Source organism: Paludibacterium sp. (assembly GCF_019232825.1).
GTDB lineage: Bacteria > Pseudomonadota > Gammaproteobacteria > Burkholderiales > Chromobacteriaceae > Paludibacterium.
Genome location: NZ_JAFAND010000081.1, coordinates 1 through 14,732, shown reverse-complemented (window position 1 = coordinate 14,732; position 14,732 = coordinate 1). Strand labels below are relative to the sequence as shown.

16 protein-coding genes and 1 pseudogene are annotated in these 14,732 nt (G+C 62.6%); 15 read left to right on the top strand and 2 right to left on the bottom strand.

From position 1 onward, the window contains the following. Positions 1–8: 8 nt before the first annotated feature. The 15 genes from JOZ06_RS10320 to JOZ06_RS10250 all read left to right on the top strand — a co-directional run bounded on the left by JOZ06_RS10320 (position 9) and on the right by JOZ06_RS10250 (position 13,163). Complete coding sequence (locus JOZ06_RS10320; RefSeq protein WP_293232099.1) at positions 9–1,298, top strand: GGDEF domain-containing protein; 1,290 nt, start codon at positions 9–11, stop codon at positions 1,296–1,298. Positions 1,299–1,366: 68 nt separating this feature from the next. Then, positions 1,367–1,546 (top strand): DUF3460 family protein, encoded by a 180-nt coding sequence (locus tag JOZ06_RS10315; RefSeq protein ID WP_293232097.1) that lies wholly within the window; start codon positions 1,367–1,369, stop codon positions 1,544–1,546. Between the two features lie 70 nt (positions 1,547–1,616). Then, a complete protein-coding gene (locus JOZ06_RS10310) occupies positions 1,617–2,282 on the top strand; it encodes a class I SAM-dependent methyltransferase (RefSeq protein WP_293232096.1) in 666 nt (221 codons plus the stop codon). A gap of 91 nt (positions 2,283–2,373) precedes the next feature. Continuing rightward, positions 2,374–2,778, top strand: a complete 405-nt coding sequence (locus tag JOZ06_RS10305) for a biopolymer transporter ExbD (RefSeq protein WP_293232094.1) — start codon at positions 2,374–2,376, stop codon at positions 2,776–2,778. Further along, positions 2,775–3,590 (top strand): cell envelope integrity protein TolA, encoded by an 816-nt coding sequence (tolA, locus tag JOZ06_RS10300; RefSeq protein WP_293232092.1) that lies wholly within the window; start codon positions 2,775–2,777, stop codon positions 3,588–3,590. The genes JOZ06_RS10305 and tolA overlap by 4 nt, the downstream gene beginning before the upstream one ends. A 41-nt stretch (positions 3,591–3,631) precedes the next feature. Next, on the top strand, positions 3,632–4,924 hold the full coding sequence (tolB, locus tag JOZ06_RS10295) for a Tol-Pal system beta propeller repeat protein TolB (protein ID WP_293232090.1): 1,293 nt from the start codon (positions 3,632–3,634) through the stop codon (positions 4,922–4,924). A gap of 21 nt (positions 4,925–4,945) precedes the next feature. After that, complete coding sequence (gene pal / locus JOZ06_RS10290; RefSeq protein WP_293232088.1) at positions 4,946–5,473, top strand: peptidoglycan-associated lipoprotein Pal; 528 nt, start codon at positions 4,946–4,948, stop codon at positions 5,471–5,473. A 79-nt stretch (positions 5,474–5,552) separates the two neighbouring features. After that, positions 5,553–6,302 (top strand): tol-pal system protein YbgF, encoded by a 750-nt coding sequence (gene ybgF / locus JOZ06_RS10285; protein ID WP_293232086.1) that lies wholly within the window; start codon positions 5,553–5,555, stop codon positions 6,300–6,302. A 122-nt stretch (positions 6,303–6,424) separates the two neighbouring features. Further along, the gene (gene purE / locus JOZ06_RS10280) at positions 6,425–6,913 is read left to right on the top strand and encodes a 5-(carboxyamino)imidazole ribonucleotide mutase (RefSeq protein WP_293232084.1); all 489 of its coding nucleotides are present in this window, start codon (positions 6,425–6,427) and stop codon (positions 6,911–6,913) included. 3 nt (positions 6,914–6,916) lie between these two features. Continuing rightward, positions 6,917–8,044, top strand: coding sequence for a 5-(carboxyamino)imidazole ribonucleotide synthase (locus tag JOZ06_RS10275; RefSeq protein ID WP_293232082.1), 1,128 nt, complete (start codon positions 6,917–6,919; stop codon positions 8,042–8,044). A 32-nt stretch (positions 8,045–8,076) separates the two neighbouring features. After that, positions 8,077–8,955 carry a phosphoribosylaminoimidazolesuccinocarboxamide synthase gene (locus tag JOZ06_RS10270; RefSeq protein WP_293232080.1) on the top strand — a complete coding sequence of 293 codons (879 nt, stop codon included), beginning with the start codon at positions 8,077–8,079 and terminating at the stop codon, positions 8,953–8,955. A 65-nt stretch (positions 8,956–9,020) separates the two neighbouring features. After that, positions 9,021–9,596 carry a GNAT family N-acetyltransferase gene (locus JOZ06_RS10265; RefSeq protein WP_293232078.1) on the top strand — a complete coding sequence of 192 codons (576 nt, stop codon included), beginning with the start codon at positions 9,021–9,023 and terminating at the stop codon, positions 9,594–9,596. 30 nt (positions 9,597–9,626) lie between these two features. Further along, positions 9,627–10,592 (top strand): alpha/beta hydrolase, encoded by a 966-nt coding sequence (locus tag JOZ06_RS10260; RefSeq protein WP_293232076.1) that lies wholly within the window; start codon positions 9,627–9,629, stop codon positions 10,590–10,592. A gap of 28 nt (positions 10,593–10,620) precedes the next feature. Continuing rightward, positions 10,621–10,941: a hypothetical protein gene (locus tag JOZ06_RS10255; RefSeq protein ID WP_293232074.1), complete on the top strand. Its 321-nt coding sequence runs from the start codon at positions 10,621–10,623 to the stop codon at positions 10,939–10,941. 200 nt (positions 10,942–11,141) lie between these two features. Next, a complete protein-coding gene (locus JOZ06_RS10250) occupies positions 11,142–13,163 on the top strand; it encodes an NADPH-dependent 2,4-dienoyl-CoA reductase (protein ID WP_293232072.1) in 2,022 nt (673 codons plus the stop codon). Between the two features lie 539 nt (positions 13,164–13,702). Here the strand turns inward: JOZ06_RS10250 and JOZ06_RS10245 are convergent. Then, complete coding sequence (locus tag JOZ06_RS10245) at positions 13,703–14,011, bottom strand: hypothetical protein (protein WP_293232070.1); 309 nt, start codon at positions 14,009–14,011, stop codon at positions 13,703–13,705. A 327-nt stretch (positions 14,012–14,338) separates the two neighbouring features. After that, a pseudogene (locus JOZ06_RS10240) lies at positions 14,339–14,732 on the bottom strand (phosphoketolase); the annotation flags it as partial.

Here is a 14,732-nt window from a genome sequence, read left to right as displayed (position 1 = left end):
GCATTGCCATGCGGATGAGACTGGTCTACCTGACCTGCACTTTGCTGTGGCTGGTGATAAGCGTCCTGATCGGGCTGTCGTTCGTCAGTCATTCGGTATTGCGGGCGGAAGAGGATTTTGATGCTTTCGAGCAGCACCTGGCGGAGCGGATCGGCCAGCAGTTGGAAGCCAACGAGGTGGTGCTCTATAGCTATGCGGCATTTCAATCGGCGGCCAGAACGGATGCCGAAACCCGGGCATTTGCCGATAATCTGGTCGCGCATCATCAACAAATCAAACGTTTGTTTACTTTTGATGCCGCCGACATGGCGCAGCGCCCATGGTTGATGACGTTGCAGCAGGCTGTCGCCGCGCGACACGGCGGCACCATCATGCAACGCGATGTCGGACACGCCTCCTCGCCAAGCTTTTTCCTGGCGCGCGCGATCGATCCCTCGATGCGCCGCATTGTCGTCATGCAGGTCGAAGCGGCCGCGCTGCTGGCCGAGCAGCAACCCATGCCGCCTGGCTGGTCTTTATGGCTCTGGCAAGGTGAACAAGGGGATCAGCGGCTGCTGGAGCGTCATAGCGTACCGCGCCATTTCCTGGAGCAATTGTTGCTGCCCGCGTTTAACGCGACGCACCCGCTGGGCGGGACGACCCAGCCGATGACGCTGCAATTGTCGTGGCAACTGGGGTGGCCTGAAGTCCGCTTGCGCGATGGCGCCTTGGCCGCAGTGATTTCTATCGGACTGTTCGTGATCATGTTTTTGGCCCTGGCCCGCTATGCCCGTTTTCTGGAGGGTAGCCAAGAACGCGAGATGCGGTTGTTCTACCTGGCCAACCATGACCGCCTGACCAATCTGGCCAATCGCAACTTGTTCTACGACCGGCTGCAACACGCGATTTCGCGCTTGAACCGGAAAGGCCGCAGCCTGGCCGTGCTGTTTCTTGATATGGACCGCTTCAAACCGGTCAACGATACCTACGGCCATGCCACCGGGGATCGGGTACTGCAGGTGATCGCCGCGCGGCTCAAAGCCGAGCTTCGCACCGAGGATACGGTGGCGCGCCTAGGGGGCGACGAATTCGCCGTACTGATCGAGGAGGTCGAATCCAAGCAGGAAGTCATCCTGGTGGTGGAACGGCTCAAGCGCGCCATCGAGCGCGCCTATGAGCTGGACGGACATTCGATTCGCTTGGGTGTCAGCATCGGCGTCGCCTATTATCCCGAAGACGGGGTGTTGATCGAGGAGTTGCTGTCGGTGGCCGACCGCAAGATGTATGGCGAGAAGAACGAGCCGTTATTGGCGGTATGACACTGGTCTGGATGCGGCCAACTTTCATTTACCGTACAATGTTGAGAAATACCGTTTCAGGAGCTGGCATGTATCAGTCTGAATTTACCCAATTCATGCGGGAGTATCTGCAGCAGAACCCAGAGGTCGATGGCGAGCGCGAAGCGCTGCGTCTGACCTGGTGGGACCGCAAGGTCGATCTGGACGACCAGCGCCGCTGGCGCGACGCGCGCGTTCCGCAAAAGCCCTACGTCTACCAACCGGACTAACGGCACCTCCCGTCGTTTCTTCAAGGCAACGCCCCGCGGGGCGTTGTTTGTTTTTTTAGCAGGCCGCGCCATGACCCGACAATCGATTCCCCTTGATCACAGTCTGACAGACTATCTGCACGCCATCGGCGTTACCGAGCATCCTGTCCTGCGCGAGCTGCGCGAATTTACCGCGGGCCACCGTCTGGCCAAGATGCAGATCGCGCCGGAGCAAGGGCAGTTCATGGGGTGGCTTGCGCGACTGATCGGCGCGCGCCGCTATCTGGAAATTGGCGTATTTACCGGCTATAGCGCCCTGGCGGTGGCCTTGGCGCTACCCGAGGATGGCGAAGTGGTCGCCTGCGACGTTAGCGACGAATTTACCCGCGTGGCGCGTGAATACTGGCACAAGGCGGGCGTGGCCGAGCGCATTCATCTGACATTGCAGCCGGCGCTCTATACGCTGCAGGCGCTGCTCGACGCCGGCCGGCACAACGATTTCGACCTGGCCTTTATCGATGCGGACAAGCCCAGCACGCCGGCTTATTTCGAAGCCTGCTTGCAGCTCGTTCGGCCCGGCGGGGTCATTGTGCTAGACAATATTTTCCTGGGTGGGCGCGTCATCGCGCCGCAAGACAACGATCCTCCCGGCGTGCATACGATGCATGCGTTCAACGCGGGCCTGGCCGCCGATCCTCGCATTCGGCTTTCCGTGTTGCCGATGGGGGATGGCATGACATTAGCGATGAAATTGTGAACTAACACGAGGGGGGCATGTCAGATGGCATCCAGAGGCGGTATGGCAGATGCTATGATGATGACCGCCGATTTTCGATATTGATCCGATTATGTTGACCCGTCGCCCACGACGCCAGATCAACCAGATGAACGTCGTGCCCTACATCGACGTCATGCTGGTGTTGCTGGTGATTTTCATGATCACCACCCCGATGTTCACGCCCGGGGTGATCGACGTGCCTAGCGTCTCGCAAGCCCGGACCCCGGATGTCCAGCCGGTGGAAGTCGAGCTCGATGCGTCCGGCGCGATCACGCTGAAAAGCGCCGACTCGACGCGCACCTTTGCCAACGTCGATGAATTGGCCGCCGCGGCCCCCTCCTTGCCGCAGCATGACCGGCCGTTCGCCATTTCCGCCGCGCGCGACATGAAATACGAAGACGTGCTCAAAGTCGCCGACGCCTTGCACCGCGCCGGCATCCAACGCGTGGCGTTGACCGTGAAGCAAAGCCGATGAGTCGGCGCTCCCGGTTTGGGCGCGGCATGGCGCTGTCCATGCTGCTGCATGTGGCGCTATTGCTGTTGTTGCTTTACGCCGCGCGCCAGACGGCGATGACCGAGCCCGCGCCGGTCTCGGTGGAACTGTGGTCCGCCGCGCCGCCACCGCCGGCGGAGACGGTCAAGCCGGCGCCGGCCACGCCCGCGCCACAGCCCGAGAGCCAGCCGGCGCCCACGCCGGAAGTGCCCAAGGCGGATATCCAACTGGGTAAGAGGCCTGAAGTGAAAAAGCAGGCGGCTTCTCAACCCAAACCGGAGGCCAAGCCGAAGGCTGAAGAGAAGCCCAAGCCGGAAGCGAAGGCCAAGGCCGAGCCTAAGCCGCTGCCTCAGCCCGCCAACAAGGGCAAGCAGGCCGCTAAGCATTACAACGACGACAGCAACGACTTATTGGCCGAGCTCGGCAGCGGCAACACCACGCGCGCGCCCAACGCTCGCGTCGATCAGGCCGGTTCGCCGGGCGGTGTGGCCGGTGGCGTGCCGAATGGTTCGGCGCAGGCGCGCGACAACTATGCCGCCAAGGTGCGGGCCAAGATATTGCCATTGGTACAGGTTCCACCGGCGATGAAGGGCAATCCCAAGGCGGTGGTGCAGGTGGTGCTGCTTCCGACATTGGACGTGCAGCGGGTGACGTTGCTGCAATCGAGCGGCAATACGGCGTATGACGAGGCGGTACAGCGTGCGATTCGCGAAGCCGGCACCTTCCCGGCGCTGCCGGCTGGCACGCGGTTTAACGATGTGCGGCGCCTGACCCTGGAGTTCCGGCCTTTCTAGGGGCAGCGTATTTGCAAAAAAGTGTATGACTGAGGGAACTAATGTTTAGCTCTAACTCTCTGTTCAGAATGATGTTGATTGTCTTAGCTTTTGCTTGTAATTTAGCTAAAGCTGATATGACAATTGAAATTGTCGGTGGCGGCTCGACGCGACACGCCATCGCGGTCGTGCCGTTCAAGGACGAAAGCTCGCGCTTGTCCGACCCGCTGACACTGGTGGTGAAGAACGACTTGAACCTCTCCGGCATGTTCCGTGTGCTGGATACGAGCAAGGTGAGCGATCTGCCCTTTACGCCAGCCTCGATCCACTATGCCCAGTGGCAAGGCGCCGGCGCGCAATCGGTGGCGGTCGGCACGGTGAGCGATGCCGGCAACGGCCAGGTGACGGTGTCGTTCAGTCTCATGGATGCGGCGCAGAAGAAGCAGCTGACCGGCGGGCAGTTCACCGTGTCGCCGGACCAAGGGCGTCAGGTCGCGCACAAGATCGCCGACATGATCTATCAGGCGATTACCGGGCAGCAGGGGATTTTCGGCACGCGCATCGTCTATGTGCTCAAACAGGGCGCGGCCAGCTACCAATTGCAGGTGGCGGATATGGATGGCGGCCGGTCGCAGACCATCTTGCGCTCCAAAGAGCCGATCATGTCGCCCGCTTGGTCGCCGGATGGCCGTTACTTGGCTTATGTATCGTTCGAAACCCATAAGCCGGTGGTGTGGGTGCAGGATCTGGCTACCGGCCGGCGGCGGGCGGCGGCTAACTTCAAAGGCAGCAATTCCGGTCCGGCCTGGTCGCCGGATGGAAAACAATTGGCGGTGGTGCTGACCCTCAGCGGCAATTCGGAGATTTATCTGGTCGACGCGGCCGGCGGCGGCGCGGCGCGGCGCCTGACCTACAGCGATGCGATCGACACCGAGCCATCTTGGTCGGCCGACGGCGCGAAGATCGTGTTTGTTTCCGATCGCGCGGGCGGACCGCAGATTTACAGCATGGCGGCCACTGGGGGCGATGCCACCCGGTTGACCTGGCAGGGCAGCTATAACGTCTCGCCGCGGCTGTCGCCGGACGGCAATACGCTGGCGTTTATCCAACGTCAGGCAGGAGCGTTCCGCGTGATGATGCAGGATCGCGCCAACGGTGACGTGCGTGTGTTGTCGAGCGATCCCTACAATGAACGCCCGAGTTTCGCGCCCAATGGCCAAATGGTGCTATACGCCAGTGTGCAAGGCGGCCAGAGCGTGCTCTATGCCGCCACGCTGGACGGCGGCAACAAGGCGCGTTTGGCCGTATTGAATGGTGAAGTACAGGATCCGGCCTGGGGGCCGTTTACCCATTGATCCGTTAGAGAGGGAGTAAACATGAACTGGAAACAACTGCTTATTGGTACCGCCGCGGCCTCTTTGCTGGCGGCGTGTTCGAGCACCAAGCCGCCTGAGGCCGCCGCGCCGGCGGCGAGCCAGCCGGCCGCGACTTCCGTGGCACCGGTCTCCTCGGGCGAGCAGAACCAAACGGCGCTCGATCCCTTGCACGATCCGAACAGCCCGCTGGCACAACGCAGCGTGTACTTCGATTTCGATTCGTCGGTGGTGAAGGACGAGTACAAGAGCCTGGTCGGCGCGCATGCGGACTTCTTGAAGTCAAGCAACGGCAACAGTCACAAGATCACGATCCAAGGCAACACCGACGCGCGCGGCAGCCGCGAATACAACCTGGCGCTGGGCCAGCGTCGTGCCGAGAGCGTGAAGAAGTCGATGGAAGTGCTGGGCGTGCCCGATAAACAGCTGGAAGCCGTCAGCTTCGGCAAGGAAAAGCCTAAGGCTACCGGTACCAGCGATGCCGATTATGCGCAGAACCGCCGCGCCGATATCGTCTATGATGGCCAATAAGACCGGGGTGTAAGCCGGTCATGACAGTCCGGCCGGGTATCGCTAAGATATCCGGCTGTTTCCTTTTACGGAGCCCCCGATGAAACGCCTTGCCATGGGCTGTGCCCTTCTTGCGCTGGTGTCCGGTTGTGCCACCAATGCCGATCTGGAAAACACACGGCAGCAGATCGATCAGGTCAACCAGCAGGCGAGCGCGCGTCTGACGCAGATCGAGACGAAACTGTCCAACGACAAGCTGCTGGACATGGTGAGCCAGCTCGATGAATTGCGCGCCAAAGTGGATAAGCTTTCGGGCGAGGTCGAGGTGCTGAACTACAATCTGCAGAGCGCGCAGAAGCGGCAGAACGACTTGTACGCCGATCTGGACGCGCGCTTGGCCAAGCTGGAAGGCGGGCCAGGCAACGCGCCGACGGCCAGCAGCGCGCCAGCGGCCAGCAGCCCGGCGGCCAGCGGCAGCGCGCAGGCCGTGCCCGATTTCGATCGCGCGCTCAATTTGCTGCGTCAGCGCGATTTTGCCGCGGCGATCACCGCGCTCGATCAATACGTCAAACAAAACCCCAAGGATCCGCAGGCCGCCGACGCCTTGTTCTGGCAAGGTGTGGCGCATACGGCGCTCAAGCAATACGACGCGGCGATCGCCATTCATCGCCAGTTCGCCGATCAGTATCCGAATCACCCCAAGGCGCCGGACGCGTTGCGCAATATCGCCAGCTGTCAGATCGAGCTGTCGCAGAACGACGAGGCCAAGGTCACGCTCAAACGACTGATCAAGTTGTATCCGAAGAGCGCCGCCGCCGCCAAAGCCAAATTGATGCTTAAAAAGCTCTAGTGGGACGCGGGGCCGAGACTGCCGGCCCCGCCGTTTTATTCGTTCCAGATAAAGACACTCGCCGGGCCTGTGCCTTCCTCGGGTAAAATCCTGTTTTTCCACGCAACGAGCAGCGAAAACACATGATTGAAGTCGGCATCGTGATGGGCAGCAACAGTGATTGGGATATCATGCAACATGCGGCGCAAGTGCTGCATGACTTCGGTGTCCGCTACGAGACGCGCGTGGTGTCGGCGCACCGCACGCCGGATCTGCTGTTCGAGTATGCCGAAACCGCGGGACCGCGTGGCCTGCGCGCGATTATCGCCGGTGCCGGCGGCGCGGCCCACCTGCCGGGCATGCTGGCCGCCAAGACCACGGTGCCGGTGCTCGGCGTGCCGGTGCCGTCCAAATACCTGCGCGGCGAAGACTCGTTGCTGTCCATCGTGCAAATGCCCAAGGGCGTGCCGGTGGCGACGTTCGCCATCGGCGAGGCGGGTGCGGCCAATGCCGCGTTGTTCGCCATCGCCATGCTGGCGGCGGATCATCCCGCGTTTTTGGCCGAGCTTGCCGTGTTTCGCGCCCGTCAACGCGACACCGTGTTGGCGATGACGTTGCCCAAGGTGGAATAAGCAATGAAAGCGATTCTTCCGCCGTCGATGCTGGGAATACTGGGAGGCGGCCAACTCGGCCGCATGTTCGCCGCCGCCGCCCGCACCATGGGCTATCGCGTGACCGTGCTTGACCCCGACCCCTTGGCGCCGGCCGCTGCGTTTGCGGATGTCCATCTGTGTGCGCCGTTCGACGATGCCGACGCGCTGACGCGCATGGGCCAGACCTGCGCCGCCATCACCACCGAATTCGAAAACGTGGATGCCGAATCGATGCGGCATCTGGCAAGACTGACGCGCGTGGCGCCTTCTGGGGACTGCGTGGCGATCGCCCAGGATCGGCTGACGGAAAAGCGCTGGATCAACCAGGCGGGGCTGCCCACCGCCGCATGGCTGGCGGTCACCGCCGCCTCGGATTTGGCGGCAGACTTATCCCCTTATTTGCCGGGCATCTTGAAAACCGCGCGTCTCGGCTACGACGGCAAGGGGCAGGCGCGGGTACGCACGGCCGAGGAGGCGCGCGCCGCATTCGCGGATCTTGGCGGGCAGGCCTGCGTGCTGGAGAAAATGCTGGCGCTCAAGCTGGAGGTGTCGGCCATCGTGGCGCGCACGAGCCAAGCGCAGGCCGCCGTCTTCCCAATCGCCGAGAATAGCCACAAAGACGGCATTCTCGACATCAGCCTGGTGCCGGCGCGTATCGCGCCAACGCTGGCGGACAGCGCGCGCGACATGGCGCGTCGCCTGGCTGACGCGCTCGACTACGTCGGCGTGATGGCGGTGGAGTTTTTTGTGCTGGAGGACGACTCGCTGGTGGTCAACGAGATCGCGCCGCGGCCGCACAACTCCGGCCACTACACGCTGGATGCCTGCGTTACCGACCAGTTCCAGCAACAAGTCCGCACGCTATGCGGTCTGCTGCCGGGCAAGCCCGACTTGCTCTCGCCGGTGGCGATGGTCAATTTGCTGGGCGATCTGTGGCCCCAGGACGGCACGCCGAACTGGGACGTGCTCATGGAGGCGCCCAATGCGCACCTGCATCTGTACGGCAAGGCCGAGGCGCGCCCCGGGCGCAAGATGGGCCACTTCAACGTGTTGAACGTGAGCGCCGACGAGGCCCTGGCCCAGGCGCAAGCGCTGTACGACACGCTGTAGCAACCGAATTTACCAGTCAAGGGTAGCGAGTGATGAGCGTTATCAGCACCACCAATCTGAAAAGTCTGCAGAAAATCTATTCCGGCAAGGTCCGCGATCTGTACGCCATCGACGACCAGCGCATGCTGATGGTGGCCACCGACCGCCTATCCGCTTTCGACGTCATCCTGGATGATCCGATTCCCGCCAAGGGGCAGATCCTGACGGCGATTTCCAATTTCTGGTTCGCGCAGCTCGCCGACGTGGTGCCCAATCATTTCACCGGCGATCGCGTCGAGGACGTGGTCGACGCCGAGGATTTACCCCAGGTGGAAGGCCGCGCGGTGGTGGTCAAGCGGTTGAAGCCCGTGCCGATCGAGGCCATCGTGCGCGGCTATCTGGCCGGTTCGGGCTGGAAAGACTACCAAAAGACCGGCCAGGTCAGCGGTATCGCGCTGCCGGCCGGGCTCGTGGAGGCGCAGCAATTGCCCGAGCCGATCTTCACGCCGTCGACCAAGGCCGCCGTCGGCGATCATGATGAGAGCATCAGCTTTGCCCAATGCGCCGAGCTGATCGGCACAGATTTGGCGGAGCGGGTGCGCGCCACGGCCATCGCGCTGTATCGCGCGGCTAGCCAATATGCATTAAGTCGTGGGATCATCATATGCGATACCAAATTCGAATTTGGACTCGATCAGAACGGCACGCTGACGTTGATGGATGAGGTGTTGACCCCGGATTCCAGCCGTTTCTGGCCGGCCGATCAATATCGCCCCGGCAGCAATCCGCCCAGCTTCGACAAGCAGTTCGTGCGCGATTGGCTGGAGGCGAGCGGGTGGAACAAGCGCCCGCCGGCGCCCGCCGTGCCGCTCGATGTGCGTCAGAAAACCGCGGACAAGTACCGTGAGGCGTTGACCCGTCTGACGGCTTAAGCGGAACGACGATCCGATCGAGGCGCAATGCGGCGGGCATTGCGCCTTTTTCATGGATGACAACGATGCAGTCGCAACCGACGCTTGAAACGCCACGCTTGCGTGTGGTGCCGGTGAGCCCGGCCCACGCTCAAGCGATGCTGGATTATCAACTCCGCAACCGCGCGCACTTGGCGCCCTGGGATCCCACCCCTGGCCCGCAGTTCTTCACCTTGCCGTTTTGGATCGGCCGCGGCAAGCAGCGCGCGCTGGATTGGCAAGAGGGCCGTGGCGCCGCTTTTTTGCTTACCGACAAGCAGGTGCCGCAGCTGGTGATCGGCACCGCGACCCTGTCGCAGATTCAGCGTGGCGTCGGACAGTATGCGATGCTGGGGTACGGCTTGGACAAAGCGTATCAGGGGCAGGGCGTGATGTACGAGGCGTTGCGGGCCGTGGTGGCATTCGCCTTCGATGGCTTGAGGCTGCACCGGCTCCAGGCCAACTATCAGCCTGACAACCAACGTAGTGCCGCGTTGTTGGCGCGGTTGGGCTTCGTTATCGAGGGCCGTGCCGATCAATACCTGTTTCTCAACGGCGCATGGCGTGACCACGTCATGACGTCGTTGACCAATCCGCATTTCAACGACGCCAACATGCTTTAGCGCCAGCGCAACGTGCAGGCCGGGAGGTTCATGGATATTTTACCGCTTACCGCGCCCGACGGCGCCGCGATCCCCCTCTACTGCTGGCAACCGGCGGGCTCGCCGCGAGGGGTCATGCTGATTTCTCACGGTCTATCCGAACATGGGCAACGCTATGACCGCATGGCGCGAGCGCTGGCATTGGCGGGCTTTGTGGTCTATGCGCTCGATCACCCTGGCCATGGGCCGCTCGCCGAGATCCCTGGCTACTTTGCGGCCCACGACGGCTGGCAGCGCGTTCTCGACCGCGTCCATACGGTGCGTTGCTATCTGAACGACCGCCATCCCGGACTGCCGCTGACACTGTTCGGCCACAGCATGGGGTCGTTCGTCGCACGTTGCTATTTCCTGCGGCACGGCGCCGGGCTTGCTGCGCTCGTGCTCTCCGCCACGGGCTACCGCCAAGGGGGGCTGGCAAGGGTGATGCGCCGTGTTGCGCAAGGCTGGGGTAAAGTCGTCGGCGATCAGGTGCCGAGCCGATTCCTGGCCAGGCTGATCTTCGGCGGCTTCAATCTGACGTTTTGGCCTAAACGCACGCCGGCAGACTGGCTGTCGCGCGATGCCGACGAGGTGGACCGCTATCTGGCCGATCCGCTGTGCGCCGGTTTTCCCACCGCAGGGCTGTGGCAAGACCTGTTTGGCGGCGTCGCCGCCATGGAGCGCGCCGAGAGGCGGACGAACAACCTGCCGCGCGATTGCCCGGTGCTACTCGTTGCCGGCAGCCGAGACCCCGTCAGCCTAGGCTATTTCGGTCTCAACCAGCTCTCGGCACGTTATCGCGCCGCCGGACTCGAGATGGTCGACGTTCGTGTCTATCGGGGCGGCCGCCACGAAATGCATAACGAAACCAACCGCGATGCCTACATGGCAGAGTTGCTCCAGTGGCTGGAAGCGCATGGCGCTTTGCTGTCCGTGCCGCCGGACCTGGCGGCGAGGACGCCGCTGCTGCCATACTGACGGCTCAAGGCCAACCATGGAGACGGGCATGACGTCGATTCCCTTCGATACGCTAAAGGTGGTGGCCCGCCTTGAACAAGCGGGTATGCCGGCCGAGCAGGCGCGGGTGCAGGCGGCTGTGCTGGCCGAGGTGATTGCCGCCGAGGCGCTGCGCTCGGTCGAGCGCCATGCGGGCAAGGCCGATGTCGGCCTCGAGCTGGTTGGCTTGCGCGCCGAATTGAAAACCATCGATGCCAAGGTCGACAAGGCCGCGGCCGAAGTGAAGTCCGAGTTGGTCCGTTGGGTCGTGTCTGTCGGCGTCTTGCAAATGGCGCTGATCACAGGGCTGGTGCTTAAGCTGGCCAACTAGCCGTCTCTTCTTGAACGCCCGTTCGCGCCGTGGCCCCGGCGCGATGCCTCTCCCCCTTCCGTATTCACCGCTTAGTCTGACTGGTAAGGTTGTACGCTGGCATGCTATGCCATTGACAACTTACTTACTAGTCAGTATGGTGTTTTGCCATGACATTTGGGCAATACCCGCCCGCCAACCGATCACACCGAGGCCATGACATGACTGCCTATCCGCACCTGCTCGCCCCGCTCGATTTGGGCTTCACCACGCTGAAAAACCGTGTCCTGATGGGTTCGATGCATACCGGATTGGAAGAAACGCCGGGGGGCTTTGCGCGCATGGCTGCGTTTTATGCCGAACGCGCCGCCGGCGGTGTCGGCCTGATCGTCACCGGCGGCGTCGGACCGAACGCCGAGGGCTGCGTTGGCGAAGGCGCGGCCAAGCTGACCAATGACGAGGAGGCCGCGCACCACCGCGTGGTGACCGAGGCGGTGCATGCCGCCGGCGGCAAAATTTGTCTGCAGATTCTGCATAGCGGCCGCTACAGCTTTCAGGAGGGCTGCGTGGCGCCGTCGGCGTTGACGGCGCCGATCAATTTCTACCAGCCGAAGGCACTGTCCGAGGAAGATATCTGGCGCACCATCGGCGATTTTGCCCGTTGCGCGCGCTTGGCACAGCAAGCCGGCTATGATGGCGCCGAGATCATGGGGTCGGAAGGCTACTTGATCAACCAGTTCATTGCCGCCGCCACCAACAAGCGCACCGACGGCTGGGGAGGCAGTTTCGCCAACCGCATCCGCTTCCCGCTGGAAGTGATCAAGGCGGTACGCCAGGCGGTCGGGCCGAACTTCATCATCATCTATCGGCTGTCGATGCTCGACTTGGTCAACGAGGGCAGCCGCTGGGAGGAAGTGGTGGCGTTGGCCAAGGAAGTCGAGGCGGCCGGCGCCACGATCATCAACACCGGTATCGGCTGGCACGAGGCGCGCATCCCCACCATTGCCACCATGGTGCCGCGCGCCGGCTTCGCCTGGGTGACCAAGAAACTGATGGGGCAGGTGAAGATTCCGCTGATTACCACCAACCGCATCAATATGCCGGAAGTGGCCGAGCAAGTGCTGGCTGACGGCTGCGCCGACATGGTGTCGATGGCGCGTCCGTTCCTGGCGGACGCCGAGTTCGTCAACAAGGCCGCCGCTGGCCGCCGCGACGAGATCAATACCTGTATCGGCTGCAACCAGGCCTGCCTGGACCAGATTTTCCAGGGCAAACTGACCTCCTGCCTGGTCAACCCGCGCGCCTGCCGCGAAACCGAGCTGGTGTTCCAGCCGGCGCAAAAGACCAAGAAGCTGGCGGTGGTCGGCGCCGGCCCGGCTGGTCTTGCCTTCGCCACCGAAGCCGCCGCGCGCGGCCACGCGGTAACGCTGTTCGATGCGGCGGGCGAGATCGGCGGCCAGTTCAACGTCGCCAAGCAGATTCCCGGCAAGGAAGAGTTCCACGAGACCTTGCGTTACTACCGCCACCGGTTGCAAACCACCGGCGTGACGCTGCGTTTGGGCCAACGAGTCGCGGCTGGCGACCTGGCTGGCTTCGACGAAGTGGTGCTGGCCACCGGCATCAGCCCGCGCAAGCCGCCGATTGCCGGTATCGATCATCCCAAGGTACTGAGCTACCTTGACGTGCTGCGCGACAAGAAGCCGGTCGGCGCGCGCGTGGCGATCATCGGCGCCGGCGGCATCGGCTTCGATGTCGCCGAATACTTGGCGCACCAAGGCACGTCGCCGTCGCTCGACGTTGCCGCCTTCATGCGCGAGTGGGGCGTGGACATGACGGTGGCCGAGCCGGGCGGGTTGAAACCGTCCGGCCCGCACCCGGAACCGAGCCCGCGCCAAATCTGGTTGTTGCAGCGCAAGCCGGCCAAGCCGGGCGAGGGGCTGGGCAAAACCACCGGCTGGATCCACCGCGCGAGCCTGAAGATGAAGCAAGTGGAAATGTTGGGCGGCGTGCAGTACGAGCGCATCGACGACGAGGGTTTGCACGTCACCATCAAGGGCCAGGCGCAAGTGCTGCCGGTCGACAACGTGGTGATCTGCGCCGGCCAGGAGTCGTTGCGCGAGCTGCAAGCGCCGCTCGAAGCGCTGGGTAAGCCAGTGCATGTGATCGGCGGCGCCGACGTCGCCGCCGAGCTCGACGCGCGCCGCGCCATCGAGCAGGGCACGCTGTTGGCGGCGGCGATCTAACCGCGTTACCTCGCACTACCACAGGGGGCAGACTAGAATCGGCCGGTTTTCCTTGAGTGGTGGAGCACTATGGCTGCTATGTTCGAACGAGGGGGCGCACAAAGCAAGTCGTGCGTATGGGGCGATGTGCAGAGAGCTTGGCAAGATTATCTGTTCACGGGTTTACATCTGACGCTTGAAGAAACGGATAACTGGCTGCGGATATTGGAGGCCGGCGCTGATATTGAACCACCTTCGTGCCATCGATAAGGATGAAAGGCTTTTCCTATCATTGATGGTCTGGAAACACTGTTGATGAACCTGACCGTATGACTGTCGCCCGAGCATCGGAGCAGGCCTCCGTAGCGGGGAGAAGGCGTTACCCGTGTCCTCCTTCGAGCTGCCGCAAGGCGTCGGCCACGGGCAACACCTTCTCCCTTGCAAGAGCGGCGGCGAATTCGGCAAGCCGTTTAAGCGACAACGACGAACCTTCCCCAAAGACTTTATCAACGATCAGAAACGGCAACCCGCGGGTTGCCGTTTTGCTTTGCGCGTGGCGGTTACAGCAGGCTGATCAGCCGCTCCGTCTGGCCCTGCACCCGTAGACGCGGCGTGTCCAACTCGGCGTAGAGCTGCGCGGCCGGCGGCGACTCGCCGCGATTGTTGAGCCGCGCCTGGATCAGCCGCAAACTGCGTTCGGCGCGCATCAATTCTCGCGTCAGCGGCGGCAAGGTGTCGGTCAAGTGGTCGAGTAGCGGCAATAGTTCGTCGATGCCGCTGGCGAACAGCAACTCCGGACTGTATTGGCGCATGCGTGCGAAACGGGCACGGACGGTGGCAAGCGGGAGGGTGTAGAGCTCGGAAGCCATCTGAATCTCCTAACAAGATCGAGATTTCCGCCCAAGCAGGGGCGGGGGCTGTCCTTACGCTCTACACAGTGACGAGAAAAAGCGTCCGAGGGCCTTGCGGATTCCTCGCAGCCCCCGGTGAAAACAGCCGCGCGGCCAAGCTGTGCTTGGCCCGGGGACGTCACTGTGTAGATTCAAAGGAATCGTCAGCCTAAGGGCGCGCACCATGATCGTCCAACTTGCGCGGTTGGGGTATTCCACCATGTTCGCATAGCTAGGATTGGCGATCCTGATGTAAAAAACGGCAACCCTCGGGTTGCCGTTCGTTTACCTGCGATTGCTTGCCGCTCAGTACGGCCACGCCCAGTTCTTGATCTCCGGCATGTCGTCGCCATGGGTATGGATGTACGACTTGTGTTCGATCAGCTTGTCCTCGAACGCCTGGCGCACGTGGGCGCCGGTGCGGGTCAGCTTTTCCACCCGGTCGATGACGTCCATGGCCAGCGTATAGCGGTCGACCCGGTTCATCACCACCATGTCGAACGGCGTGGTGGTGGTGCCTTCCTCGACGTAGCCGCGCACGTGCATGTTCTCTTGGCCGCGGCGGCGATAGGTCAGGCGATGGATCAGCCACGGGTAGCCGTGGAAGGCGAACACCACCGGCTTGTCGGTGGTGAAGATCGACTCGTACTCGTGGTCGTCCAGGCCGTGCGGGTGCTCGCTCTTCGGTTGCAGCGTCATC